This is a genomic window from Paracoccus sphaerophysae (genome assembly GCF_000763805.1).
GTDB classification, from domain to species: domain Bacteria; phylum Pseudomonadota; class Alphaproteobacteria; order Rhodobacterales; family Rhodobacteraceae; genus Paracoccus; species Paracoccus sphaerophysae.
Genome location: NZ_JRKS01000002.1, coordinates 47,233 through 72,924, shown reverse-complemented (window position 1 = coordinate 72,924; position 25,692 = coordinate 47,233). Strand labels below are relative to the sequence as shown.

At 69.3% G+C, this 25,692-nt stretch carries 26 protein-coding genes; 15 read left to right on the top strand and 11 right to left on the bottom strand.

Annotated elements, in window-relative coordinates; translation table 11 throughout:
* Positions 1 to 355: 355 nt before the first annotated feature.
* The 3 genes from IC63_RS19155 to IC63_RS01415 are packed head-to-tail and all read left to right on the top strand — an operon-like array spanning position 356 to position 2,390.
* Positions 356 to 1,045: a c-type cytochrome, methanol metabolism-related gene (locus tag IC63_RS19155; protein WP_036716386.1), complete on the top strand. Its 690-nt coding sequence runs from the start codon at positions 356 to 358 to the stop codon at positions 1,043 to 1,045.
* Entirely contained in the window at positions 1,045 to 1,857 is an 813-nt protein-coding gene (locus IC63_RS01420) for a substrate-binding domain-containing protein (protein ID WP_084115349.1), read from the top strand. Before IC63_RS19155 ends, IC63_RS01420 begins: the two co-directional genes overlap by 1 nt.
* A complete protein-coding gene (locus IC63_RS01415; RefSeq protein WP_052041775.1) occupies positions 1,854 to 2,390 on the top strand; it encodes a rhodanese-like domain-containing protein in 537 nt (178 codons plus the stop codon). Before IC63_RS01420 ends, IC63_RS01415 begins: the two co-directional genes overlap by 4 nt.
* Here IC63_RS01415 and IC63_RS01410 read toward each other — a convergent pair.
* The 3 genes from IC63_RS01410 to IC63_RS01400 are packed head-to-tail and all read right to left on the bottom strand — an operon-like array spanning position 2,387 to position 4,379.
* The gene (locus IC63_RS01410) at positions 2,387 to 3,316 is read right to left on the bottom strand and encodes a YncE family protein (protein WP_052041774.1); all 930 of its coding nucleotides are present in this window, start codon (positions 3,314 to 3,316) and stop codon (positions 2,387 to 2,389) included. The two genes, IC63_RS01415 and IC63_RS01410, sit on opposite strands and share 4 nt — an antisense overlap.
* Positions 3,313 to 3,867, bottom strand: coding sequence for an SRPBCC family protein (locus IC63_RS01405; protein WP_036716246.1), 555 nt, complete (start codon positions 3,865 to 3,867; stop codon positions 3,313 to 3,315). Before IC63_RS01405 ends, IC63_RS01410 begins: the two co-directional genes overlap by 4 nt.
* Positions 3,868 to 3,869: 2 nt before the next feature.
* Positions 3,870 to 4,379 carry a DUF3280 domain-containing protein gene (locus tag IC63_RS01400; protein ID WP_156965310.1) on the bottom strand — a complete coding sequence of 170 codons (510 nt, stop codon included), beginning with the start codon at positions 4,377 to 4,379 and terminating at the stop codon, positions 3,870 to 3,872.
* A 139-nt stretch (positions 4,380 to 4,518) separates the two neighbouring features.
* On the opposite strand from IC63_RS01400, the gene IC63_RS01395 reads away from it, so the two are divergent.
* The 3 genes from IC63_RS01395 to IC63_RS01385 are packed head-to-tail and all read left to right on the top strand — an operon-like array spanning position 4,519 to position 7,397.
* Complete coding sequence (locus IC63_RS01395; protein ID WP_232222473.1) at positions 4,519 to 5,757, top strand: ABC transporter substrate-binding protein; 1,239 nt, start codon at positions 4,519 to 4,521, stop codon at positions 5,755 to 5,757.
* A gap of 2 nt (positions 5,758 to 5,759) precedes the next feature.
* Positions 5,760 to 6,725, top strand: coding sequence for a YVTN family beta-propeller repeat protein (locus IC63_RS01390; protein WP_156965309.1), 966 nt, complete (start codon positions 5,760 to 5,762; stop codon positions 6,723 to 6,725).
* Between the two features lie 9 nt (positions 6,726 to 6,734).
* On the top strand, positions 6,735 to 7,397 hold the full coding sequence (locus tag IC63_RS01385; protein WP_036716244.1) for a YggS family pyridoxal phosphate-dependent enzyme: 663 nt from the start codon (positions 6,735 to 6,737) through the stop codon (positions 7,395 to 7,397).
* A 9-nt stretch (positions 7,398 to 7,406) separates the two neighbouring features.
* Here the strand turns inward: IC63_RS01385 and IC63_RS01380 are convergent, their stop codons facing one another.
* A complete protein-coding gene (locus tag IC63_RS01380) occupies positions 7,407 to 8,978 on the bottom strand; it encodes a PAS-domain containing protein (protein ID WP_052041773.1) in 1,572 nt (523 codons plus the stop codon).
* Between the two features lie 78 nt (positions 8,979 to 9,056).
* The gene (locus tag IC63_RS01375) at positions 9,057 to 10,433 is read right to left on the bottom strand and encodes an ActS/PrrB/RegB family redox-sensitive histidine kinase (RefSeq protein ID WP_232222472.1); all 1,377 of its coding nucleotides are present in this window, start codon (positions 10,431 to 10,433) and stop codon (positions 9,057 to 9,059) included.
* 72 nt (positions 10,434 to 10,505) lie between these two features.
* Between IC63_RS01375 and IC63_RS01370 the strand changes: the two genes are divergently transcribed.
* From IC63_RS01370 to IC63_RS01360, 3 genes are all read left to right on the top strand, one after another.
* Complete coding sequence (locus IC63_RS01370) at positions 10,506 to 11,135, top strand: SCO family protein (protein WP_036716240.1); 630 nt, start codon at positions 10,506 to 10,508, stop codon at positions 11,133 to 11,135.
* Positions 11,136 to 11,200: 65 nt separating this feature from the next.
* Positions 11,201 to 11,755: an ActR/PrrA/RegA family redox response regulator transcription factor gene (locus tag IC63_RS01365; protein WP_036716239.1), complete on the top strand. Its 555-nt coding sequence runs from the start codon at positions 11,201 to 11,203 to the stop codon at positions 11,753 to 11,755.
* Positions 11,756 to 11,833: 78 nt separating this feature from the next.
* Positions 11,834 to 12,166: an H-NS histone family protein gene (locus IC63_RS01360; protein WP_052041772.1), complete on the top strand. Its 333-nt coding sequence runs from the start codon at positions 11,834 to 11,836 to the stop codon at positions 12,164 to 12,166.
* Positions 12,167 to 12,182: 16 nt separating this feature from the next.
* On the opposite strand, the gene IC63_RS01355 is transcribed toward IC63_RS01360, so the two are convergent.
* The 3 genes from IC63_RS01355 to IC63_RS01345 form a co-directional block, all read right to left on the bottom strand.
* The gene (locus IC63_RS01355; RefSeq protein ID WP_036716237.1) at positions 12,183 to 12,752 is read right to left on the bottom strand and encodes an HD domain-containing protein; all 570 of its coding nucleotides are present in this window, start codon (positions 12,750 to 12,752) and stop codon (positions 12,183 to 12,185) included.
* Positions 12,753 to 12,868: 116 nt separating this feature from the next.
* A complete protein-coding gene (secB, locus tag IC63_RS01350) occupies positions 12,869 to 13,408 on the bottom strand; it encodes a protein-export chaperone SecB (RefSeq protein WP_036716236.1) in 540 nt (179 codons plus the stop codon).
* Positions 13,409 to 13,472: 64 nt separating this feature from the next.
* The gene (locus IC63_RS01345) at positions 13,473 to 13,997 is read right to left on the bottom strand and encodes an FxsA family protein (protein ID WP_036716234.1); all 525 of its coding nucleotides are present in this window, start codon (positions 13,995 to 13,997) and stop codon (positions 13,473 to 13,475) included.
* Between the two features lie 98 nt (positions 13,998 to 14,095).
* Between IC63_RS01345 and IC63_RS01340 the strand changes: the two genes are divergently transcribed.
* The 4 genes from IC63_RS01340 to rpsO all read left to right on the top strand — a co-directional run bounded on the left by IC63_RS01340 (position 14,096) and on the right by rpsO (position 16,811).
* On the top strand, positions 14,096 to 14,737 hold the full coding sequence (locus tag IC63_RS01340) for a Tim44/TimA family putative adaptor protein (RefSeq protein ID WP_036716232.1): 642 nt from the start codon (positions 14,096 to 14,098) through the stop codon (positions 14,735 to 14,737).
* A gap of 1 nt (position 14,738) precedes the next feature.
* Positions 14,739 to 15,392, top strand: a complete 654-nt coding sequence (locus tag IC63_RS01335; protein WP_036716230.1) for a Smr/MutS family protein — start codon at positions 14,739 to 14,741, stop codon at positions 15,390 to 15,392.
* Positions 15,393 to 15,496: 104 nt separating this feature from the next.
* The gene (locus IC63_RS01330; protein WP_036716228.1) at positions 15,497 to 16,402 is read left to right on the top strand and encodes a calcium-binding protein; all 906 of its coding nucleotides are present in this window, start codon (positions 15,497 to 15,499) and stop codon (positions 16,400 to 16,402) included.
* Positions 16,403 to 16,541: 139 nt separating this feature from the next.
* Positions 16,542 to 16,811, top strand: coding sequence for a 30S ribosomal protein S15 (rpsO, locus tag IC63_RS01325; protein WP_036716373.1), 270 nt, complete (start codon positions 16,542 to 16,544; stop codon positions 16,809 to 16,811).
* Positions 16,812 to 17,005: 194 nt separating this feature from the next.
* On the opposite strand, the gene IC63_RS01320 is transcribed toward rpsO, so the two are convergent.
* Entirely contained in the window at positions 17,006 to 17,461 is a 456-nt protein-coding gene (locus IC63_RS01320) for a hypothetical protein (RefSeq protein WP_036716227.1), read from the bottom strand.
* 246 nt (positions 17,462 to 17,707) lie between these two features.
* On the opposite strand from IC63_RS01320, the gene pnp reads away from it, so the two are divergent.
* Together pnp and IC63_RS16785 are read left to right on the top strand one after the other, a co-directional pair.
* A complete protein-coding gene (gene pnp, locus IC63_RS01315) occupies positions 17,708 to 19,855 on the top strand; it encodes a polyribonucleotide nucleotidyltransferase (RefSeq protein ID WP_036716226.1) in 2,148 nt (715 codons plus the stop codon).
* Positions 19,856 to 20,110: 255 nt separating this feature from the next.
* Complete coding sequence (locus IC63_RS16785) at positions 20,111 to 21,070, top strand: calcium-binding protein (RefSeq protein ID WP_232222471.1); 960 nt, start codon at positions 20,111 to 20,113, stop codon at positions 21,068 to 21,070.
* A gap of 95 nt (positions 21,071 to 21,165) precedes the next feature.
* On the opposite strand, the gene IC63_RS01305 is transcribed toward IC63_RS16785, so the two are convergent.
* Together IC63_RS01305 and IC63_RS01300 are read right to left on the bottom strand one after the other, a co-directional pair.
* Positions 21,166 to 24,291, bottom strand: coding sequence for an efflux RND transporter permease subunit (locus IC63_RS01305; protein ID WP_052041769.1), 3,126 nt, complete (start codon positions 24,289 to 24,291; stop codon positions 21,166 to 21,168).
* The gene (locus IC63_RS01300; RefSeq protein WP_084115347.1) at positions 24,291 to 25,688 is read right to left on the bottom strand and encodes an efflux RND transporter periplasmic adaptor subunit; all 1,398 of its coding nucleotides are present in this window, start codon (positions 25,686 to 25,688) and stop codon (positions 24,291 to 24,293) included. The genes IC63_RS01305 and IC63_RS01300 overlap by 1 nt, the downstream gene beginning before the upstream one ends.
* Positions 25,689 to 25,692 lie beyond the last annotated feature (4 nt).

Here is a 25,692-nt window from a genome sequence, read left to right as displayed (position 1 = left end):
CTGCGGCACCCGCTGCCGATGCGGCTGCTCCGGCGGCTGACGCTGCGGCGCCGACCGATCCCTCGGCCCCGGCCGAAGGTCAGGGCGCCAGCACCGCCAAAGAGGTGGGCACCGTGTCGCCGAACGAGGCGCCGGCCGGTGGCGAGGCGCCCAAGCCGTCCAACTGACCCGGCGCGACTGCCACCAAAGTGTGACTGCACAACGGCCGCCCCGAGGGTAACCTCGGGGCGGTTCGGTCAGGGAGGTGACCGTGAGAGGGAGATTACACATGACCGTTCGGGACCACGCCGCCCTGCTGGCGATCAGCCTGAGCCTTCTGGCCGCGACAGCACATGCCCAGACCGCGACGCCGCCCGTGCCCGCGGGCCAGCCGCCGGTCGCGGCCGGTGCGGGCGCGGCGGCCGCCGTTCCGGGCGACGCGGCCCCGGTTGCTACCCCGGCCGAGACGGCCCCCGCCGCCGCGGGTGCGGGTGCCGCAGCGGCGGCCTCGGGCACCGCGGCCCCGGCGGATGCCGCCCCTGCTGCTGCGGCGGCGGCCCCGGCCGGCGCTACCCCCGCCGCGGCGGCCGGCCCGACGACGCTGAACCTGCCCGGCGGCCCGATGGACCTGACCCCCGATCACATGGAAAACGGGCGCTGGTACAACGCCGAGGGCATCCCGACCTTCAAGGTCGAGAACGGAGAGCTCGATTACGCCAGCTTCTCGGGCTATCGCCGCTATCACGCCGAATGCCATGTCTGCCACGGCCCCGATGGCGAAGGCTCGACCTATGCCCCCGCGCTGAAGGATTCGGTCACCCACAAGATCGACTACTACACGTTCCAGGAGATCGTGGCCTCGGGCCTGCAGTCCACGGGCACCGGGTCGGCCAACCAAGTGATGCCGGCCTTCGGCACCAACCGCAACGTCTGGTGCTATGTCGACGACATCTACACCTACCTGCTGGCGCATGGCACCGGGGCGATCCCGCGCGGCCGGCCGGCGCTGAAGGCCAAGAAGTCCGACGAGTTCGCCGCGCAGGAAGAATCCTGCATGAGCGGCTGATGCGGCGTCCGCTCGCCGCGGCACTCGCCCTTGCCGTGCTGGCGGGGGGGGCGCAGGCGCAGGTCGCCGACCTGCGCTCGACCACCGCATTGCGGGTCTGCGCCGATCCCGCGGCCTCGCCGATGTCGTCCGAGGATGGCAGCGGCTTCGAAAACCGGCTGGCCGAGCTGCTGGCCGCGAAACTGAACCTGCCGCTGGAATATTTCTGGTTCCCGCAGGGGATGGGTTTTGTCCGCAAGACCCTGCGGGACGGCAATTGCGACCTCATCATGGGCTATGCCCAGGGCGACGAGCTGGTGCAGAACACCAACCACTACTACACCTCGACCTACGGGATCGTGACCCGCACGGACGGGCCGCTGGCCGGCGTCGACCACCTGACCGACCCGCTGCTGAAGGGCCGCAACCTGGGCGTGGTGGCCGGCACTCCGCCCGCCACCCACATGGCGCGCGCGGGTCTGGCCAAGGACATGCGCGGCTGGGACCTGTTCGTCGACCGGCGCACGGAAAACCCGGTGGGCGACATGCTGAAGGGGGTCAAGGACGGCACGCTGGACGCCGCGGTCCTGTGGGGCCCGCTGGCCGGGCCGCTGGTCAAGCAGGACCCTGACCTGCAATTCGTGCCGCTTGTCAAGGAAAAGGGCGGGCCGAAGCTGTTCTACCGCATCACCATGGGCGTGCGGCTGAACGAGCAGGAATGGAAGCGCCAGCTGAACAGCCTCATCCGCCGCAACCAGCCCGAGATCGACGCGATCCTGCACGAGGCCGGGGTGCCGCTGGTCGACGACTACGGCAAGGCGCTGAAGCCGTGATCCGCGCGGCCGCGCTGGCATTTGCGCTGGCGTCGGCGGGGACCGCCGGCGCCGATCCGGCGGTGCCCGAGCCGCAGGGCTATCACGGCGAACCGTATCTGTCCCCGGTCCCGGATACGCTCTCCGGCGCGACGGTCATGGACGCGGCCGCCGCTGCCCGGGCGCAGGCCGAGGGCGCGGTGCTGATCGACGTGCTGCCGCAGGTCAGGCGCCCCGAGGGTCTGCCGGCCGGAACGCTGTTCCGCATGCCCCGGCACGACACCATCCCCGGCGCCGTCTGGCTGCCCGGCGTCGGCTACGAGGCGCTGTCGGCGCAGGACAGCGCCCGCTTCTCTGCGGCGCTCGAGCGGATCTCGGGCGGCAAGGTGGATTTCCCGCTGGTGTTCTTCTGCAAGCCCGATTGCTGGATGAGCTGGAACGCCGCCAAGCGGGCGGTCGAGTGGGGCTATCGCCGGGTCGGCTGGTTCCCTGGCGGCACCGACGCGTGGGCGGCGACCGAGGGCAGCCTGACCCCCGCCACGCCGCTGGACTAGCGAGGCGCGGGATCGGGGCCGACGAACGCCCCGAAGGACCGCGGCCCGTCCGGCACGTCGATCACCGCCAGCACCTGCTGCGTTTCGCCGTCGATCAGGGTCAGCTCGTTGCTGTCCCAACTGACCGCCGCCAGCCGCCGGCCATCCGACAGCGCCGCGATCCCTTCGGGGTAGTCGCCGACCTCGATCCGGCCCAGCGGGCGCAGCGTCGTCGGGTCGAAGACCGAGATCGTCGCCGCATACTGGTCGGTCACGAACCCCTTGCCGGCCGCGAAGGCCACGCCATAGGGATGGCTGCCGGTCTCGACCCGCCCGGTCACCCGGCCCGAGGCGGCCTCGATCACCGTGACGCTGTCGGACTGCACGTCGGTCGTCCAGAACCGGCCGTCGTGATAGGCCACCGCGTAGGGATGGCTGCCGGTCGCCGCCTGCCACACCAGCCGGCCCGTCGCGGCATCATAGGCAGACAGGCGGTCGTCGTCCCGGTCCGCCACCGCCACGATGCGACCGTCCCCCGACAGGGCCACCCCGGCCGGCGCCTTGCCGGTGGGCGCGGTCCAGACATGGTCGCCCGCCAAGGTCAGGCAGCGCAGGCGCGAACCATACCAATCGGACACGAAGAGCCGCTCGCCCCGCAGGGCGATGCCAAAGGCGCCCTCGCCCAGTTCCACGATGCGTGTCACCCGGCCCTCGGCGTCCAGCACCGTCATCCGCCCGGTTTCTGCCGAAATGACGTAGGCAAGTCCCGCCGCCGCGTCATAAGCGACCGGCGCCGGCGCGCCCTCGACCGGGGTGGTGGTGCGGACCGCGCCGGTGTCCAGGTCGACAATGCTGACCGACCCGGCCGGCTGCGAGGTCACAAAGGCGATGTCGCCCGCCGCCGCCGGACCGGCGACGGCCAGCAGCGCCGCGAGCAGTCGGATCAATCGGCGTTGCCGAATTTTTCCGCCAGCGCGTCCAGCCCGCCCTGATAGATGCCGGTCACCGCCTTGATCGCCGCGTCGTCATTCAGATCGGCCGGCGGCTCGTTGTTCGGGAAGCCGCGATAGAACCCGCCCTTCCAGACCACCTTGGCCTTGCCGGCCTCGTCATTGACGCACAAGGTCGCGGCATAGTTGGTCACCGGCACGACCTTCACGTCGACCTCCTTGATGAGATAGCCGTAGCAGCGCTTGTCCGGCTGCCACTTGGTCAGCGTCTCGGTGATCGTCGGATCGCCCGCATCGGCCTTGAGATGCAGCACGCGGGTGGACTTGTCCGGCGTCACCGCGTCGGGGCTGTCGGCGGTCATCTCGGTCGAGGCGACGGCGGGATGCCAGCTCATGTCGTCGAACTTGCCGATCACCGCCCAGACCTCGTCGGGGGTCGCGTTCAGCGTCTGGTCCAGTTCCAGCTTGAGCCGGACCGGCCCGTGGGCCAGCGCCGTGCCGCCCGTAGCCAGCGTCGCCAGAGCCGCAAGCATGATTACCGATCGCATCGTCATTTCTCCCGGAAGATGATGTTCCGCAGCAGGTAGCTGTAGCCGCGGCGGAAACTGTCGTCATTGTTGCCGCGAATGTCCACGGCGCCGGCGCGCACGTTCTCGCCGGTCTCGGCGTCGCGGACATACAGGTTCACGGCGATGATCAGGTTCGACACCTTCTGCACTTCGCCCGAGATCGCGTAGCGCGCGCCCATCTCGCGCGCGATGCTGGTGTCGCGGTGGTTCGACTTCACCGGGTTCTTGATCGCCGCGACCTTGTCCTCGGGCGGCGCGACCAGTTCGAAGCCGCGGCTTTCCAGGTCCGCAGCGATAAAATCCTCGGCCATCTCGATCCGCGCGACCTCGTCGGGGCGGACGCCGTTGATCGCGCCTTCGGTCGAGGTGTCGATGAAATGCAGCCCGTACCAGACCGCCTTGCCCGGCTGCGGCGGCGGGCCGTAAAGCGGCGTGGCCGCCGCCGTGACAAGCGCGGCAAGCAGGATCAGAAGCGGGCGCAGGACTCTCATGGCCGGCAGATTAGCGCACGCGCGGGCGCCGTCCATCACCCGAACGTCGCAGGCACGTTCGGCACCGGGGCCGGGAATGATTGCGGGCTTGCACCCGGGTCATCCTGCCGCAAGACTGCCGCGAGGGGGGAGACGTCACATGAAATCCGCAATGTTTCTTTCGGCGCTGGCCCTGATCATGGCCCCCGTGACCGAGACGGCGGCGCAGGGCGCGCCGGCCCAGGCACCTGCGCCGGCCACGGCGCAGGGGCAGACCACGGCGCCTGCGCAGACCGTCCAGATCGCGGTGCTGCGCGTCGATCGCGCCGGGCTGCCGCCGATCTCGCGGCTGGAACTGCCGCCGCCAGACCTGGGCTTTGCCGGCGCGCGGCTGGGGACCGAGGACAACGACACCACCGGCCGCTTCATGGGCCAGGATTTCGAGACCGCCGAGGTCACCGCCACCCCCGATACCGCCGCCGCCGAGCTGGACCGCCTGATCGCGGGGGGCACCCAGTTCATTGTCCTGCTGGCCGACGACGCGACCACGCTCGCGCTGGCCGACCGGGCCGGCGACCGGGCGCTGATCCTGAACGCGCGGGCCCGCAGCGACGCCCTGCGCGGCGCCGATTGCCGCGCCAACGTCATCCATGTCGCGCCCAGCCACGCGATGCTGGCCGATGCGCTGGCGCAGTTCCTGATGTGGAAGAAATGGCCGCGCTGGTTCCTGGTCAAGGGCAGCTACCCCGAGGATGCCGATCTCGCCGCCGCCTATACCCGCGCGGCGACGAAATTCGGCGGCAAGATCGTCGAGGAGCGGGTCTTCGAGGATACCGGCGGCGCCCGCCGAACCGATTCCGGTCACGTGCAGGTGCAGGCGCAGCTGCCGGTCTTTACCCAGCGCGCGCCCGATTACGACATCCTGATCACCGCCGACGATGCCGGGATCTTTGCCGGCTACATGCCCTATCAGACCTGGGACCCGCGCCCGGTCGCGGGCTCGGCCGGGCTGGTGCCGCGCAGCTTTCACCCGGCGATGGAGGCCTGGGGCGCCACCCAGTTCCAGACCCGCTTCGAAAAGCTGGCCGCGCGCCCGATCCGCGAGGAGGATTACCAGGCCTGGCTGGCGGTGCGGCTCGTGGGGGAGGCGGCGACCCGCGCCCGCTCTGCCGATCCCGCGCAGCTGCGCGAATTCATGCTGTCGCCCGATTTCGAGGTGGCGGGCTTCAAGGGCCAGAAGCTGACCGTCCGCGACTGGGACCACCAGCTGCGCCAGCCAATCCTGTTGACGACCGGGCTGCTGATGGCCAGCGTCAGCCCCCAGGACGCCTATCTGCACCAGGTCACGGCGCTGGACACGCTGGGCATCGACCGCCCCGAGACGCAATGCAAGTTCTGAGGATGAGCATGAAATCCCTGCTGACGCTGCTGCTGCTGACGACTGCCACGCCCGCCCTGGCGAACAAGGTCTTCGTGACCAACGAAAAGGGCAACGACATCACCGTGATCGACGGCGCCACGATGGAGGTGCTGGGCAGTTATCCCGCCGGGACCCGGCCCCGCGGCATCACCATCTCGCCCGACGGCAAGGAACTGTATGTCTGCGCCTCGGACGACGACCTGGTACGGGTCTTCGACCCCGAGACGATGCAGGAAACCCACACCCTGCCGTCCGGCCCCGACCCCGAGCTGTTCGTGCTGAGCCCGGACGGGGGCAAGCTCTACATCGCCAACGAGGACGACAACCTGGTCACCGTGGTCGACACGAAGACCCACCAGATGCTGGCCGAGATCCCGGTCGGCGTGGAACCCGAGGGGATGGGCGTCAGCCCCGATGGCAAGGTGGTCATCAACACCTCGGAAACCACGAACATGGCGCATTTCATCGACGCCGACAGCTATCAGATCACCGCCAACGTGCTGGTCGACCAGCGGCCGCGCTTTGCGCAGTTCTCGGACGACGGCACGCGGCTGTATGTCAGCGCCGAGATCGGCGGGACGGTCAGCGTCATCGACCCGGCGACACAGCAGGTGGTCAAGACCATCGGCTTCCAGATCCCCGGCGTGCTGCCCGAGGCGATCCAGCCTGTCGGCCTGCGGGTGACGGCAGACGGGAAAAAGGTCTTCGTCGCGCTGGGCCCGGCCAACCGGGTCGCGGTGATCGACGGCGAGACGCTCGAGGTGACGGACTATATCCTCGTCGGTCAGCGGGTCTGGCAGTTGGCCTTTACCCCGGACCAGGACTATCTTTACACGACGAACGGCAATTCCAACGACGTGACCGCGATCGAGGTCGCCAGCAACAAGGCAGTCAAGTCGATCCCGGTCGGGCAGCAGCCGTGGGGCGTCGTCGTCGCCCCGAACTGAGAAGGTCCGATGGCACTCGACGACATTCGCGCCCGCATCCGCGCCGCCGAAGCGGCCGCGGGCCGGCCCCCGGGCAGCGTGACGCTGATCGCGGTCAGCAAGCTGCAGCCCGCCGACCGGGTCGAGGCGGCGCTGGACCAGGGCCAGCGGGTCTTTGGCGAGAACTACGTCCAGGAGGCGCAGCGCAAATGGCCGGCCTGGCGGGCGCGCTGGCCCGAGGTGGCCCTGCACATGATCGGCCCGCTGCAGTCCAACAAGGCCCGCGCCGCGGTCGAGCTGTTCGACGCGATCCACGGCGTGGACCGCGCGTCCCTGGCCCGGCGGCTGGCGCGGGTCGCGCAGGAAACCGGGCTCGCGCCGCAGGTCTTCGTGCAGGTGAACACCGGGGCCGAGCCGCAGAAGGCAGGCGTCCTGCCGGCCGAGGCCGATGCGCTGATCCAGGAATGCCGGCAGCTCGGCCTGAACCTGGCAGGCTGCATGTGCATCCCCCCGGACGACGCCGATCCCCGCCCGCATTTCCAGCTGCTGCGCGAGACCGCCACCCGCAACGGCCTGTCCGGCCTGTCGATGGGGATGAGCGCCGATTTCGAGACCGCCATCGCGGAAGGCGCGACGCATGTGCGGGTCGGCAGCGCGATCTTTGGCGCCCGTCCGACCGAACGTCCCGGCTGACCCCGGGGGTCAGCCGGCCGCCGTCGCCCGGCGCGCCTCGGTGGGCCCCATCGCATCCCGCGTCGAGGCGGGGGTGGCCTTGGGAACGGCGCGGACAAACAGCACCATCCTGCGCCCGCCCGACAGGGGACAGACCCGCCAGCTCAGCAGCGCATGGTCCGGCCCCGCGAGCGCGCCCTTCTGCTGTCCCTCGCCGCGATCCGCCGACAGGGCGGCGCGCAGCGCCTGATAGCCCGGGCTGTCTTCGGCAGCACGGCGCCAGATCTCGTTGAAACCGCGCAGGGTGGTGGCGACATGAGCGCCCCACAATTCCTCGAACAGCCGGTTGGTGCTGAGCAAACGGCCGTCGGCGTCGAAGATCGCCACCGCCGATTCCATCGCGTCCATGACCTCGGCCCCCAAGGACAGCTCGGCCTTGAAGCGGCGGGTCATGGCGATTTCCGAGGTGATGTCCTCGAACAGGAAGGCGATCGCCCCGTCGGGATGGGGGCGGCCGGTGACGCGATAGGTCTGGCCGCCCGGCAGGCTCCAGGTTTCGACGTGATGGCCGGACGCGGCCTCGGTTTCCAGCGTGGCGATGGAACTGCGCCAGCTGCTGAAGTCCTTGGGCTCGGGCACCATGCGCAGCTCGCGCAGCGCGTCCAGCGTCGCATACAGCGTCGGCCGGGCGGTCAGGAACCCGGTGGCCAGCCCGGTCAGGTCGATCAGCGCCGGGTTGAACAGCTGCAGCCGCCGTTCGCGGTCAAAGATCGCCAGCCCGATCGGCAGGTCGGCAAAGGTCTTGGTCAGCGTCTGCACGAACTCGCGCAGGCTGCGTTCGGCGCGCACGGCCTCGTCGGCCGGGACCGCAAAGATGGTGCGGTGATTATCGCCGGGCTGCAGGTGGCAGTCGAACCAGCGCACCTTCTGGTCCAGGTCGATCTGGGCGCGCCGCACCAGCCCGGCATCGGCCGGCAGCTCGATCAGGCGCGGCAGCGGCCAGCGCACCTCGCCGTCCATCTGCGCCTCGACCTCGCGCAGATAGGCGGCGTTGGCCCAGGTGACCACGCCCTCGGGGTTCTCGCGCCAGATCAGCACCGGGGCGTGATCTACCGATTCCCGCAGGATCGACAGTTCGTCTTCCATCGCCGCCAGCGAGTGAGAGTTGATCGTTATGCCGGCATGGCCCAGCTGCGGATCGACGATTTCCAGCCGCAGCAGCCCCTGGCCCATATCCTCGGCCTGCAGGCGCAGCGACGAGGCGCCCCGCATCGAGGACCCCGACAGCGTCGCCCGCCCGTCGGCCGCGGCCTTTTCCAGCGCGACCTGCGGATGGTCGAAACGCTGGGCGAGCCACACCCACAGCTTGGACCAGTCGCCATCGCCCGGCAGCGCGTCCAGCAGCGTCCGGGCCGAGCCGGTCGCGTCGACCAGCCGGCGGTCGCGGAACAGCATCACGATCGGTTCCACCGCCGGCATCGCCGTCGGCGACCGCGCCGGTGTTCCCGACAGCATCGGGATGGCGCGGGCGATGAGCAGCGCCAGCAGGACCGAGACCGTTCCCGCCGCAACGGCGATTGCCACCGTGATCCCGTCCGTCATGATTCCATCCAGCCCGTCCTTCGCCCTCCGGTAGCACCGGCCGCCTTAAGAAATCGTTAAAGGCGAAGGCTGCGCCGATCAATCCGCGATGACGGGGTTTCGACCCAGCGCCGCCCGGTCGGTCGCGGCCAGCGCCGCCTCGGGCCAGGTCACCCGCGCCACGGCGCCGCCGTCATTGGCGAACTCCACCCGCGCCCCGCTGCGTTCCAGCAAGGTGCGGCCGATGAACAGCCCCAGGCCCATGCCCTCGTAGCCTTCCGACGACGAGTCCGAGCCGCCGCGGCGGGTGGTCAGGAACGGCTCTCCCAGCCGGTCCAGAAGATGCGGGGGATAGCCCGGCCCGTCATCGTGAATGCTGACCGTGACCAGGCCCCGGTCGCGTCGGGCCTGCACCTCGACCCGGGTGGCGGCGAAATCGACCGCGTTCTGGATCAGGTTGCGCAGCGCATGGATCAGCCCGGCGTCGCGCGCCACGATCATCCCGTCGGTGGTGTCGGCGATGCGGATCTCGGGGCCCCGCCCGCGATGCGGGGCGGCGGCTTCGTCCAGCACGCTGGCCAGCGGGGCGGTGTGCAGGTGAAGGTCCTCTTTCCCCGCCGCGCCCATGCTGCGCAGGATGTCGCGGCAGCGGTCGGCGGAACGGCGCAGCAGGGACAGGTCCTCGGCCAGGTCGGGCCGGTCCGCCAGCTGGTCGGCGAGTTCATCCGCCAGCTCGGAGGCGACCAGCTTGATGGTGGCCAAGGGCGTCCCCATCTCGTGCGCAGCGGCGGCCACCACGCCGCCCAGATGCTGCAGGCGCTGTTCGCGTGCCAGCCCCAGCTGGGTCGCGGCCAGCGCGTCGCGGGTCGCGGCGAGTTCGGACGTGACCCGATACGAGGACGACGCGATGAACGCCCCGCCGATGGCCAGCGCCAGCACGTGCCCGACCCCGATCGCGGTGACCGGCCGCACCAGCGGATCGGCCGAGAACGCCAGCGGCGTCGCCAGCACGGTCATCGCGAGGATCATCGCCCCCGTCACCCCCGCCAGCGCCAGCAGCCGCGGCCGCGGCAGCACGCCGGCGCCGATCGCCAGCGGCGCCAGCACGAACAGGGCAAAGGGATTGCCGGTCCCGCCGCTGAGCGACAAGAGGACTCCGGTCTGCACCGTGTCCAGCATCAGCTGCGTCAGCGCCTCGTCGGGCGAGGCCCGGTGCCGCCGCCACCCCGAGGACAGGTTCACCACCGCCGCCGCGGCTATCACCGCCAGCACCACGGCCAGCGGAAACCGCGCCCCCAGCACCCAGGCCGCGATCGCGGCCGAGGCCTGCCCGGCCAGCGCGACCCAGCGCATGGCCATCAGGGTGCGGTGGCGGATCGGTTCGGGCCGCGAGATCGCCGCCGCCATGCGCGGGGCGCCTGCCGCGATCCCGGCGCCGCCCGCGCCGTTGCGGCGCCAAAGCCTTCGCGGTATCATGTCAGCTTGCCTCGTTCGTTCATCTCTTGATAGCCAGCGACGGGACGCGCGGCAACGAAAGGAACCCCCGGTATGACCGAACGCCGACTGATGCTGCTGGGCCTGCTCGCCGCCGCCCTGCTGCTGCTGACCGGCTGGCTGTGGCTGCGTCCGGGATCGGGCGACGAATTTGCCCAGTGCCGCAAGTCGGTGGTCGCCGGCGGGACCGAGGCGCTGGGCGCGCCCTTCACGCTGACCGCCGAGACGGGCGAGCGGGTGACCGACGCGCAGGTCTTCGACCGGCCGAGCATCTTCTACATGGGCTATACCTTCTGCCCGGATGTCTGCCCGATGGACAACGCGCGCAACGCCGCGGCCGTCGATCTGCTGAAGGCGCGGGGGATGGACGTGCGCCCCGTCTTCATGTCGGTCGATCCGGCCCGCGACACGCCCGAACGGATGGCCGAATTCACCGACGGGATGCACCCCGACATGCTGGGCCTGACCGGCAGCGTCGACGAGGTCACCGCCGTCAGCAAGGCATGGCGCGGCTATTTCAAGGTCAACGACGCCGAGGACAAGGTCAACTACCTGGTCGACCACACCACACAAAGCTACCTGGTCATGCCCGGCCGCGGCACCGTGGAATTCTTTACCCGCGACGTGTCTCCGGAAGAGATGGCCGAGCGCGTCGCGTGTTTCGTGGACGCGGCGAAATCCTGATCGTGGTTTGACCCGACCGCGTGTTTCGCAATATGTCATTGCGAACCCTGCGGAGCGATAATGGCATGACCGACGACAATTCCGCCGCCATCGGCCCCGATCCGAGCCTGCTGCTTGTCGATGACGACGAGGCGTTCGTGACCCGCCTGGGCCGGGCGATGGAGCGCCGCGGCTTTGCGCCCCGCATCGCCACCAGCGTCGGCATGGCGCGCGAGATGGTGGACGCGGCTGCCCCCGCCTATGCCGTCGTCGATCTGCGGCTTGAGGACGGCAGCGGGCTGGACGTGGTGGACGCGCTGCGGTCGCGGCGCGAGGACGCGCGGATCGTCGTGCTGACCGGCTATGGCGCGATCGCCACCGCCGTCGCCGCTGTCAAGATGGGCGCCACGGATTATCTGTCGAAACCCGCCGATGCCGACGAGATCACCACCGCGCTGATCGCCCAGGATTCCACCCTGCCGCCGCCGCCGGAAAACCCGATGTCGGCCGACCGGGTCCGCTGGGAACATATCCAGCGCGTTTTCGAACAATGCGATCGGAATGTGAGCGAAACGGCGCGGCGTTTGCACATGCACCGCCGGACGTTGCAGCGAATTCTTGCCAAGCGCGGGCCCCGTTGAAAGTAGGACTTGCGGAATTGGAAGTTTTCGTGCAATTCGCCTGGCTCTAGGCGTTTTTGATCCGGGGCTTGAAACGAATTGGATAACATCGATCTGGACGGGATGTCGCTGGACGATCTGCGCGGCCTGCGGGCGCGGGTCGAACGGGCGATCTCGTCGTTTACCGACCGCAAGCGCCGCGAGGCTCTGGCCGCCGCGGAACAGGCTGCGCGTGACCACGGCTTTGCCTTGACGGACCTGACCGGCAAGGGCCGGGGCCGCCGCGCCGGTGCCGCCGCCCGTCCCGCGGGCGACGCGAAATATGCCCATCCCGATGACCAGACGCAGACGTGGTCGGGCCGCGGGCGCCGCCCGCGCTGGGTGACGGAACAGCTGGAATCTGGCCGCTCGCTGGACGATCTGGCGCTGTAACGAGATACGGCCGGCGTCAGGATTCGGCGCCGGCCAGCAATTCCGCGAAACGCGCCAGATAGGCGGCGCGGGTGTCCGATGGCGGGCGCAGGCGGATTTCCAGCCCCTCGATCCCGATCCCGGCGGGAACCGGAAATAGCCGGACCGCTTCTGCCGGTGTAAAACCGGCAATTCCGACTGCCTCGAGCCGGGCGGAAAAGCGGTCGGCAATCTTGATCCGTTTCTTGATCGGCGCCGGAATGACCGCGGGCAGGCCGAAACGGCGATGCACGGCGGCGGCAATCCGGCTGTCCATTTCCCCGTATTCCACCCCCAGCGCCGATTTGACCGGCGAGATCATGTCCCCGATCACGTATTCCGGCGCGTCGTGCAGCAGCGCCGCCAGCCGCCAGGCCGGCGCGGCGCCGGGGTCGAGCCGGGCAAAGATCCGTTCCACCAGCAGCGAATGTTCGGCCACCGAATAGGCCCAGTCGCCGCTGGTCTGGCCGTTCCAGCGGGCGACGAAGGCCAGCCCGTGGGCGATGTCCTCAATCTCGATATCCAGCGGGGTCGGGTCCAGCAGGTCCAGCCTGCGCCCCGACAGCATCCGCTGCCATGCCCGCTTCGGTCGCTGCGCCACCGCGTCCGCTCCTTTCGTCGCCCTCTTGCCAACGAAAAGGGCCGCCCGCCAGAACGGCCCGTTCCGGTGGGCTGCCCCGCCGATCAGGACAGCGGCGTGCCTTCGGGCCGGGCCTGGGCGGCGGCGCGGCGCTGGGCCTCTTGCCGGTACAGCGCCACGAAGTCCACAGGGTCGAGGTTGAAGGGCGGAAAGCCCCCGTCCCGGGTCACGTCCGACAGGATCCGGCGGACAAAGGGGAACAGCATCCGCGGGCACTCGATCATCAGGAACGGGTGCATCTGGTCCTCGGGGACGCCCTCGATGTGGAAGACGCCGGCATAGTCCAGTTCGCACAGGAACAGCTTGGCCTGGTCGGCGGTGTTCGTCGAGGTGACGCGGTACTTGCAGATCACCTCATACTGGTGCTCGGCCTGGCGCTTGCGGCCGTCGAGGCTCACCTGCACCTGGATTTCAGGGGTCACCTCGCCGCCGATGCCCTTCTGCGCCACGATGTTTTCAAAGGACAGGTCGCGGACATACTGGGCGAGGATGTTCAGCCGCACCTGCGGCGCCGCGTCCTGCGCGGCGGTCTCGGGCGTCGGGGTGCCATTGGTCGGGGCACCGTTCGTGGTCTCATCGGTCATGGGTCGGTCCTTGCGGAGGAAAGTCACGTCTTGCACGGGGTGTTATCACCCGCGGCATGCTGGCTCAATGCTGCGTCCAGCCCGAGGGCGGGCGGCCGTCTCGCGGGCGCGGGGTGTCATTCCCGGCCGCGTCGCCGTCGGCGATCACCACATAGTCCGCGTCGATGGTGGTTGCGCGGGCGCCGGGCCGGAACGGCGGGGCCGAGGGGCCGGTTGCGCCATGGCCGAACCCGGCCGAGGTCACCCGCATCCGCCGCCCCAGCTGCCGGATCACCCAGCGCCGCGTGGCGGGGATCAGCAGCGCGATCCCCATCGAATCGGTGACGAACCCCGGCGTCACCATCAGCGCGCCGGCCAGCAGGATCAGCGCCCCGTGCGCCAGCGGCGCCGTCGGATCCCGCAGCTCGCGGAACGACCGCTGCAGGTCGGCCAGTGCCGCCGCCCCCTGCTGGCGCATCAGCCACGACCCGGCGACGGCGGACAGGATGACCAGCCCGATCGTCGGCCACAGCCCGATCAGCCCGCCCACCCGGATGAACAGCGCTATCTCGACGACCGGCAGGACGAGGAACGGGATCAGCAGCCACATCGGCGAAAACCTCGGGTTACGGGCCGCAACTGGACTTGGGGCGGTCCCGTCCCTACATAATCGGACGTTGCCGCAACACCAGCCCGAGGCTGCCAGAGATGTCGAATTCGTTGATCCAGATCGTCGTGCTTGCGGCCATCGCCCTGTTCCTGATCATGCGGCTGCGCAATGTGCTGGGCACGCGCGACGGGTTCGAGCCCCCGCGTCAGCCGGCCCAGCCCGCGCCGCGCCGGGTCGCGGCCGCCGCGCCGGCCGAAAGCGACGTGCTGGACCATGCCGAGCCGGGGTCGCACACGGCCGCAGCGCTGGCCGCGATGCAACGGGTCGAGCCGTCGTTTTCCGTCGGTTCCTTCCTGACCGGCGCGCGGCAGGCCTACGAGATGATCCTCACCGCGTTCGAAAAGGGCGATCTGTCCGAGGTCCGGCCGTTCCTGGCCGAGCCCGTGGCCGCGGCCTTCGACAGCGTCATCGCCGACCGCAAGGCGCGCGGCATCGCCAGCGAGGTGCAGTATATCGGCACCCGCGAAACCGCGCTGGACGGGGCCGCCTTCGATCCGCAGACGGGCATGGGCGAGGTGTCTGTCCGCTTCGTGGGCGAACTGATCGCGGCGCATCGCGACCCTGCCGGCAACATCGTCGACGGTGATCCCAAGACCTCGCGCAAGCAGCGTGACGTCTGGACCTTTGCCCGCCGGATGGGTCAGTCCGATCCGAACTGGCAGCTGGTCGCCACGGCCTGAGATGGCACGGCGGCGCGGTCGCGGTAGCGGACAGGGGCTGAACGACGAGGATCGCGCCCTGTGGTCGCAGGTCGCCCGCAGCGTCACGCCGATGTCGGCCGCCGACCGCCGCAAGGCGGTCAGCCCGGCCGCGGACGTCCTGCCGCTGCCGCCGGTTCCCCATGACCACGCGCTGGTTCCGCTGAACCGCCCCGCTCCCGTTGCCCTGCCGGCCGACTTTCGGGTTGGTGCGACCGCTGCCGGCCGGATCGCTGCTTCGGCGTCCCGGGGCACGCCCGCCTCTCCGGCCGAGCGGCTGCGCGGCCAGCCGGTGCAGATGGACGCGCGCACCCATCGCGACCTGTCGCGCGGCAAGCTGCGCCCCGAGGCACGGATCGACCTGCACGGCATGACGCTCGCCGCGGCCAAGGCGGAGCTGACCGGCTTCATCCTGTCGGCGCAGGCCTCGGGCCGGCGGCTGGTGCTGGTCATCACCGGCAAGGGACGGGGCGATATCGGCCCGCTGCCGATCCGCTCGGGCGCGCTGCGCCACGAGGTGCCGCACTGGCTGCACATGGCGCCGATGGCCGGGGCGGTCATGCAGGTGGTGCCGGCCCATTTCCGCCACGGCGGCGGCGGCGCCTATTACGTCTGGCTGCGCCGGTTCCGCGGCTAGGCCCGGGCCGCGTTTCTTAACCCTTTCGTAACCTTTCGCTCCCCCCACGGCCCGCGATGGGGTAAAACCCGAACCGTGGGACGTCCCGCGCGTGGAGTTTGACGATGCTGGTTTTGTTGGGATTGGCGGGCGTGCTCATGCTCGGCCTCGTCATCGACCCCTCGGGGGACGAGGACGAGGCGGGCGACCCGGTCTCTGGCGACGATTCCATCGGCCCGGGGGACGGCTCCGAGGAAGGCGGCGATCCGGCCGCGCAGCCCGCAGACCCGATCCTGGGGTCCGACGACGCCGACTGGCTGGCCGGAACCGATGCCGACGAACAGTTGGACGGCAGGGCCGGCGACGATGACATCCGGGCGGGCGCCGGCGATGACGTGATCGACGGCGGCGGCGGACATGACGTGATCTATGGCGATTACAGCCTGGGCGAGTTCGGCGACGACACGCTGCGCGGCGGGGCCGGCGACGACCTGCTGGCCGGCGATGGCGGCGACGACGTGCTGGACGGTGGCACCGGCACCGACACCCTGCTGGGCGGCGAGGGCGACGACCTGGCGCGCGGCGGAACTGGCGACGACTGGCTGTCGGGCAGCGAGGGCAACGACACGCTAGTGGCCGGCCGCGGCGCCGACGACCTCTCCGGAGACAATGGCGACGACTTGCTGAGCGCGACCGACGATGACGGCGTCCGTGACTGGCTGCATGGCGGCCACGGCGACGACACCCTCTCTGGCGCCGGCGACGACTGGCTGGAAGGCGGTGCCGGGGCCGACCTGTTCGAACTGCCCGCCGACCGCACCGGCGCGGCACCGACGACTCTGGCCGATTTCGATGCCGCCGAGGACCGGCTGGACCTGGTCCTGCCCGAGCATATGCTGGCCGACGCCCGCATCAGCGTCGCGCTGCAGCCGGACGGCACGGCGCTGGTGCTGCTGAACGACAATGCCGTGGCCCATGTGCTGCACCCGCGCGGGCTCGAGCCCGGGCTGATCGGCCTGCGCGCGGCCTGACCGCGAATCACCTTTCCTTTGCGCGACGGGTGGCCTATAGCCGCCCGATCCGCGATTCCGGTCGCGGCGAACCCTCCAAGGGCCTGTGCTGGACGACATCCCGGCCTGCGCCATCACCCTTTTCCTACAGGAGCCCCCGATGTCGATCACTGTCGAGGAAAAAGCCCGCGTCATGGGCGAACACGCCACCAAACCCGGCGACACCGGCTCGCCCGAGGTGCAGGTCGCGATCCTCAGCTCGCGCATCGCGACGCTGACCGAGCATTTCAAGACCCACAAGAAGGACAACCACTCGCGCCGTGGCCTTCTGAAGCTGGTCGCCCAGCGCCGCAAGCTGCTGGACTATCTCAAGGCCAAGGACGAATCGCGCTACACCGCGCTGATCGGCAAGCTGGGCCTGCGCCGCTGATTTCCATGCATCGCGCACGGGCGCCCGTAGCCGAAAGGCTGCGGGCGTTTTCATTGGCGCGCAACTTCTGGGTGCTTTGCGCAGCGCAACAGCAGGCGATTTACAGGCGATGCCTTGATTGGGGCGATTCCGGTCAGGCAATTCCTGCACGACCTGCCCACGATATCTGTTCGGCAGGTTCACTCTGGCACGGGTCAGAACCCGCAGCGTTCGCGCATCGCAATACGGGCCGCGCCGGTGCCCTTCATGCCGGTTTGCACAATCGTCTGCCCGCTGGCCTGATCCTGAACCGACAGGCTTTCGGCATTGCCGAAGAAATCCAGATTTTGCGACGACACGGGCATGACACCGGCAAAGGCCGGACCCTCGGGCACACCGGAGAAGGACCATTTCATCGTTCGGCCGTCCGGAAGGCGGACCCAGGCCATCAAAGGGGTTTCCCGTTCGAAGCCCCGCCCGGTCTGACTGAGATCGCTGATCGAGATGGTGATGCGGTCGGGCGCATGCCGATAACAGGTAATGCTGATTGCGCGGTCGCCGACAATCTCGTTTGCGGTGACGCTATTGGCGGACTTGTTTAATGTCCAGGCGCCAGCGGCGGATCCCCACAGCAGCGCGGACAGGCACAGGGAAATGCAGGTGACCTTCATCGGCTTTTCCTTTCGTGAAAGCGGGAATGACAGAGACGACGCCAGAATATCACCGAATCGCGATTTCCCGGCGCAGAATCGCTGCACACCGCATCCCTTCCCACGCGGCCACTTTTCCTGTATGGCCCGCCAATCTGTGACGTGAGGCCGGCCCCCGGCCTCGTGCAAAGGATAGGGGGCGGCGGCAATGGGGCCGCCATAGACACAGGGCCGACCGCAGGGGCGGCGCGCCCTCGAGGAAACCATATGTTCGATGAAGTGAAGAAATCCATCCAGTGGGGCCAGGAAACGCTCACCCTGGAAACGGGCAAGGTCGCCCGTCAGGCCGATGGCTCGGTCATCGCCACGCTGGGCGAAACCAGCGTCATGGCGAACGTCACCTTCGCCAAGGAACCCAAGCCCGGGCAGGACTTTTTCCCGCTGACGGTGCACTACCAGGAAAAATACTACGCCGCCGGCAAGATCCCGGGCGGCTTCTTCAAGCGCGAGGCGCGTCCGACCGAAAAGGAAACGCTGACCGCGCGCCTGATCGACCGGCCCTGCCGCCCGCTGTTCGCCCCGGGCTTCAAGAACGAAGTCCTGGTCATGTGCACCGTGCTGTCGCATGACCTGGTCAACGACCCCGACATCGTCGCGATGATCGCCGCTTCGGCCGCGCTGACCATCTCGGGCGTGCCGTTCATGGGCCCGATCGGCGCCGCCCGCGTCGGCTTCGCCCATGGCGAATACGTGCTGAACCCCGAGGTCCAGGACATGGACCAGCTGCGCAACAACCCCGAACAGCGTCTGGACCTGGTCGTCGCCGGCACCAAGGACGCCGTGATGATGGTCGAATCCGAGGCCTACGAGCTGACCGAGGACGAGATGCTGGGCGCGGTCAAGTTCGGCCACGAACAGATGCAGCCGGTCATCGACCTCATCATCGACTTTGCCGAAGAGGCCGCCAAGGAGCCCTTCGACTTCCGCTCGCCCGACTATTCGGAGCTGTATGCGCGGGTGAAATCGCTGGGCGAGGCCGACATGCGCGCCGCCTATGCGATCAAGGACAAGGCCGAGCGCCGCGACGCGATCGAGGCCGCTCAGGCCAAGGTCAAGGCGGGCCTGTCCGAGGAAGAGCTGGCCGACATCAACCTCGGCTCGGCGATGAAGAAGCTGGAATCGGGCATCCTGCGCGGTGACATCATCAACGGCGGCGCCCGCATCGACGGCCGCGACACCCGCACCGTGCGCGCCATCGACAGCGAAGTGGGCATCCTGCCGCGCACGCATGGGTCCGCGCTGTTCACGCGTGGCGAGACGCAGGCCCTGGTCGTGACCACCCTGGGCACTGGTGATGATGAACAGATCATCGACGCGCTGCACGGCAATTTCCGGTCGAACTTCCTGCTGCACTACAACTTCCCGCCCTATTCGGTCGGTGAAGTGGGCCGCGTGGGGTCGCCCGGCCGCCGCGAGATCGGCCACGGCAAGCTCGCCTGGCGCGCGCTGCAGGCGGTGTTGCCGGCGGCGACGGACTTCCCCTACACCATCCGCGTCGTGTCCGAGATCACCGAATCGAACGGTTCGTCCTCGATGGCGTCGGTCTGCGGCGGGTCGCTGTCGATGATGGATGCGGGCGTGCCGCTGAAGGCGCCGGTCGCCGGCGTCGCCATGGGCCTGATCCTGGAAGATGACGGCAAGTATGCCGTGCTGACCGACATCCTGGGCGACGAGGACCACCTCGGCGACATGGACTTCAAGGTCGCCGGGACCGAGAACGGCATCACCAGCCTGCAGATGGACATCAAGGTCCAAGGCATCACGCCCGAAATCATGGAGCAGGCGCTGGCCCAGGCCAAGGACGGCCGGATGCACATCCTGGCCGAGATGGCCAAGGCGCTGAAGGAAGGCCGGCGCGAGTTCTCGGCCCACGCCCCGCGCATCGAGACGATGACCATTCCCACCGACAAGATCCGCGAAGTGATCGGCTCGGGCGGCAAGGTCATCCGCGAGATCGTCGAGGTCTCGGGCGCCAAGGTCGACATCAACGACGACGGCACCATCAAGATTGCCTCGGCCAACGCCGATTCGATCAAGAAGGCCTACGAGATGATCCACTCGATCGTCGCCGAACCGGAAGAGGGCAAGATCTACACCGGCAAGGTCGTCAAGCTGGTCGATTTCGGTGCCTTCGTGAACTTCTTCGGCAAGCGCGACGGTCTGGTTCATGTCAGCCAGATCTCGGGCAAGCGGATGAACCATCCGAACGAGCTGCTGAAGGAAGGCCAGGAGGTCAAGGTCAAGCTGCTGGGCTTCGACGATCGCGGCAAGGTCCGCCTTGGCATGAAGATGGTCGATCAGGAAACCGGCGAGGAAATCGCCGAGCCCCGCCGCGAGGAAGCGCAGGCCGAGTGATCGTCCGCGCGGCACCTGCCGCGGGTTCCCGCACCCCACTGACGCGAAAGGCCCCGGAACGATCCGGGGCCTTTTTCTTGCGCGGACGGCCGCGGACACCGCTTCGTGAAAGAACGGTTGATCGGAGGCCTGCGTTCACGCTGCGCAGGCCGGATGGTCACGCAGCGCCCGCCGCAAGGTGATGCCTGTGTGATCAGCGGGCCGGATACACTGATCCCCGCCGATCCCCGGCGCTCTCTGCAGGAGAAGACGATCATGGCTTATGACGGCCGCATCGAAACCGGTACCTCGCGCACCGGCGTGATTTCGTACAACGGCGAATATGACAGCTTCAACACCACCTTCATCGCCGGCCTGACCTATTCGGTCGCGGCCAAGGGCGCGTCCAGCGGCAGCGGCTCGCTGGCCGATCCGAACATCGCGCTGTATTCGGGCAACACCCGGCTGCTGTTCAACGACGACGTGAACCCGCCCAACGATTCCACGCCCGGCACGAACCGCGACGGTCAGCTGACCTTCACCATCGGCGCGGGCGGGACCGGAGTCTATTCGCTGGTCGTCGGCGAACAGGGCAACAACGCTACCGGTAGCTATACGCTGACCGTCTCGGCCGGCTACGCGTCCAACGCGGCCGACAACGTGACCGGCACCGCCTATAGCGACGCGATCCACGGCATGGCCGGCAATGACCTGCTGTATGGCATGGGCGGCAACGACAACCTGATCGGCGGCACCGGCAACGACACGCTGCTGGGCGGCGACCTGGGCGATGTGCTGCAGGGGCAGGCCGGCGACGACTTCCTGCGCGGCCAGGCCGGCAACGACATCCTGTATGGCGCCACCGGGGCCGACGACCTGTATGGCGGCACCGGCGCAGACACCTTCCGCTTTCTGTCCCATGCCGAATCCAACAGCAGGTATGGCGTCGACGTGATCGCGGGGGCCGACGGAGCGATCGCCTTCGAAGGCGTGGGCGTCGTCGGCGGCGATGTCCTCGACCTGCGCGGGATGGACGCCAACCTGCTGGTCGCGGGCAACCAGGACTTTGTCTTCAGCACCTCGCGCGCCGCAGGCACCGTCGCGCTGAGCGAGTCCGGCGGCAACACGGTCCTCAGCGGCCACGTCAACAACGACGGGGTGGCGGATTTCACCATCGTGATCGCCGACGGCAGCATCAGCGCCTACGACTATAGCGCCAACGAGTTCCTGCTGTAATCGGCACGCGCCCCCCCCGGGCGCCGCGTCGAAACCGGAACGGGCCGCCCTTGACGGGCGGCCCGCGTCGTTCGGCGGCCGTCAGTCCGCTGCCGTCATTCCGCCGGGGCGTGGTCCCCGACCCCCCGCATGGGCCGGTTTCCGGTCAGCCGGCGGACCGCGACATAGAAGCCGGGCACCATGAAGATGCCCAGGAACGTCGCCGCCATCATCCCGCCCATGACCCCGATCCCGATCGAGTTCTGCGCCGCCGCCCCGGCTCCGGTGGCGATCGCCAGCGGCGTCACGCCCAGGATGAACGCCAGCGAGGTCATCAGGATCGGGCGCAGCCGCAGCCGCGCGGCCTCGACCGCGGCCTCGGTGGCGCTGCGGCCGCCGATTTCCAGCTCGCGCGCGAACTCGATGATGAGGATCGCGTTCTTGGCCGCCAGGCCGATGGTGGCGAGGATGCCGACCTTGAAATAGACGTCGTTCGTCTGCCCGAACAGCAGCGCCGCCAGCACCGCGCCCAGGATCCCCACCGGCACGGCGAGCATCACCGAGAACGGCACCGACCAGCTTTCATACAGCGCCGCCAGCGACAGGAACACGACCAGTGCCGACAGCGCATACAGATAGGGCGCCTGGTTGCCGGACTGGCGTTCCTGATAGGACAGGCCGGTCCAGGCGACGCCGTAGCCGCCGGGCAGTTCGGCGACCAGCTGCTCCATCGCGTCCATCGCCTGACCCGAGGTCGCGCCTGCCCCTTCGGACCCCGACATCGAGATCGCGTCCGCCCCCTCGAACCGCGCGAGCCGGGGCGACACCGGCACCCAGCGGGTCGAGATGAAGGCGCTGAACGGCACCATCTCGCCGGCGGCGTTGCGGGCATACCACGCCTCCAGGTCGTCGGGCTGCATGCGCGAGGCGGCGGCGCCCTGCACGATCACCGGGCGCAGGTTCGCGCCCAGGGCAAAATCGTTGACCTCGTCGCCGGCGAAGATGGTGGACAGCATGCCGTTGACCTCGGTCATCCGCAGGCCCAGCGCCTCGGCCCGCTGGGCGTCGATGTCCAGCCGCAGCGCCGCGTCATCCTCGTCGCCCTGGCCGCGCACGTTCGACAGCCGCGGATCGGCCGCGGCGCGCTCCTCGAGCGTGGTCGCCGCCTGCCGCAGTGCAGCGACGCCCTGCCCGGACTGGTCGATCAGGTACATCTGGAACCCGGCCGCGTTGCCCAGGCCCTGGATCGCCGGCGGCTGCATGAAGGTGATCCGCCCGGCGCGGTGGTTGCCGAATCGCTGGTTGGCGCGCTGCACCAGCGCGCCGGCGGCCTGCCGGGCCTCGGTCCGTTCGGCAAAGTCGCGCAGCTTGACGAACAGCATCGCCCGGCCCTGGCCGCTGCCCGAAAAGCCGAAGCCCAGCGCCCCGAAGGTCGAGGCGACGACCTCGCGTTCGTCGTTCAGCAGGTAGTTCTCCATGTCCTCGACCACGGCGCGGGTCTGCTGGGCGGTGGTGCCCTCGGACAGGTTCACCTGTGCCATGACGACGCCCTGATCCTCGGTCGGCAGGAAGGTCGAATTCATCCGCGTGAACAGCTGCCAGACCCCGACCGAGATCAGCGCCAGCGCCAGCAGCACCAGGAACGGCCGCCGCACGGTGGCCGCGACGACCCGGGCATACCAGTCGGTCAGCCGCTCGAACCCGCGGTTGAACCAGCGGGCGGGGGCGAAGCGCGTCTCGCCGTGGCGGGGGCGCAGCAGGGCCGCGGTCTGCGCCGGGGTCAGGATCAGCGCCGCGGCCAGCGACAGGCCCATCGCGGTGATGATGGTGACCGAGAACTGCCGATAGACGATGCCGGTGGATCCGGCCATGAACGCCATCGGCAGGAACACCGCCGACAGCACCACGGCGATGCCGATCAGCGCCCCGGTGATCTGGCGCATGCTGCGTTCGGTCGCGGCGACGGGGCCGAGGCCGTCCTCCTCCATCACCCGCTCGACGTTTTCCACCACCACGATGGCGTCGTCGACCAGCAGGCCGATGGCCAGCACCATCGCGAACATGGTCAGGGTGTTGATCGAATAGCCCAGCGCATACAGCACCCCGAAGGTGCCCAGCAGCACCACCGGCACCACCACCACCGGGATGATCGTGGCGCGCCAGTTCTGCAGGAAGATCAGGATCACCGCGATGACCAGCACCACCGCCTCGATCAGCGTGTGATAGACCTTCTCGATCGACAGCTCGACGAAGGGCGAGGTGTCGTAGGCGACCTCCATCGCCACCCCTTCGGGCAGCGCCGCCCGCAGGTCGGCCAGGACCGCGCGCACCCCCGCGGCGGTGTCGATGGCGTTGGCCCCGGTTTCCAGGTTCACCCCGAAGCCCGCCGCGCTCTGGCGGCTGAAGCGGCTGTCCGAGCCATAGCTCTGCTGCCCGATCTCGATATCGGCCACGTCGCCCAGCCAGACCGAGGACCCGTCGGCGCCGGTCTTCAGCAGGATGCGGTTGAAATCCTCGACGCTGGTCAGCTGGCTCTGGGCGGTGATGGTGGCGGTGAATTGCTGGCCCGGCACCACCGGCTGGCTGCCCAGCGACCCGACCGAGACGGTGGCGTTCTGCGCCGCCACCGCCGCCGTGATGTCCGCGGGGGTCAGCTGGAACTGCGCCAGCCGCAGCGGGTCCAGCCAGATCCGCATCGCATAGCCGGACCCGAAGACGTTGATCCCGCCGACTCCGGTCACGCGCTTGACCGGGCCCTCGACCACCTCCTCGAGCAGGTTGCCGAGTTCGACGGTCGAATATTTCCCGTCCGTCGAGACCAGCGCGCCGACCATCAGGATCGACGAGGTGGACCGCGTCACCGACACCCCCGAGGATCGCACCGCCGTCGGCAGCCGCGATTCCACGCTGCTGACCTTGGACTGCACGTCGTTCAGCGCGTCGGTGGGTTCGACGCTGTCGTCGAAGGTCAGGGTCAGCGACGACCGCCCCTGGGTCGAGGTCGACTCGAAATAGATCAGCCCCTGGATGCCGGTCAGCGTATCCTCGATGGGCGTGGTGACCGAGTTCTGCACCGCCTCGGCGGTGGCGCCGGGATAGCTGGCGCTGATCCGCACCGTGGTCGGGGCGATGTCGGGATATTGCGAGATCGGCAGCTGCAGCACGCCCCAGGCGCCGGCGAGCATGGTGACGATGGCCAGCACCCAGGCAAAGACCGGGCGGTGGATGAAGAACTGGGCCATCAGTTCGCCGCCGGGCGCGGGGTGGGGACGGGGTCGGCTTGTGTGGGTGCGGCGGCGGGCGCGGTGGTGGGTTCCGGCGCCGCTGCGGTCCCGGCCGGCTGGTCCGACCCGGTCGGGGCCTCCGAGGCGGCGGCCGTTTCGGTCGGGCTCTCCGCAGGGGCGGCATCCGCGGCCTCGGTCTGCGTCTCACCAGCCGCCGCCGCGTTCGCCGCCTGTGCCTCCGCCTCGGTGCGCACGATGCCCTCGGCGTCGATGGTCACCGGGACCGTGGTGATCGCGGTGCCGTCGGTCATGTTGGTCAGCCCGTCCAGCAGCACCTGGTCGCCCTCGCGGACCCCTTCGGTAACGATCCAGGCGTTCTCGTGGGCGCCGGCCTCGGTCAGTTCGACCTCGTCGGCCTTGCCGTCCCGGGCGACGAAGGCGGTCAGCACCCCGGTCGCCGAACGGCTGGTGGCGCGTTGCGGGACCAGCACGCCCTCGACGGTGCCGACGGTCAGTTGCACGCGGACGAACTGGCCGGGCAGGATCAGCCGGTCGGGGTTCGGAAACTCCAGCCGGAACGGGACCGTGCCGGTGGTCGAGGACACCGCGATGCCCGGCGTCACGATCCGCCCGCCGCCGCCATAGACCTGCCCGGTTTCCAGGATCAGCCGCGCGTCGATGTCGGGCGGCCGGGACAGCGCGCCCTCGTTCTGGCGGGCGACGTTGCGCAGGAAGCGGGCGCGGGATTCCGACACGTCGACATAGATCGGGTCCAGCTGGGTGACGGTGGTCAGCGCATCGCTCTGGCTCGCGGTGACCAGGTCGCCGACCGAGACCGTGGCCAGATCCGCGACCCCGTCGATCGGGCTGCGGATTTTGGCCCGGTCCACTGACAGTTGCGCCATGTCGCGTTCGGCCCGCGCGGCGGCCAGGGCGGCCTGGGCGTTGGCCAGCGCGACTTGGGCGGATTCCAGCTCGGCCCGGCTGACGCCGGTGCCCTGCAGGCGGTCATAGCGGTTCACCGTGGCCTGAGCGCCCTGCACCGCGGCCTCGGCGCTGGTCACGGCGGCCTCGGCCGCGGACAGGGTGGCGGCCAGCTGGTCGTCGTCCAGCCGGAACAGGACCTGGCCCGTGGTGACGGGCTGGCCGGGCTGATAGGCGATCTCGGTGATCTCGCCGCCGACCTGGGGCCGGATGGCGGTCTGGTGATAGGCGACGGCACGGCCGGGCAGGGTGACGGTGACCGGCACGCTCTGTCGTTTGAGGGTCAGAACGCCGACCTCACGCGGGCCCGGCGCCCCGCCCCCCGGCGGGTCGGCCTGCGCCAAGGCCAGGCCGGGCAGGCCGACGAACACGGTAAGCAGCGCGCCCAGCAGGCGAGCGCCCACAGGGGCAAGGCGGGGAAAGCTGTTCATGGGA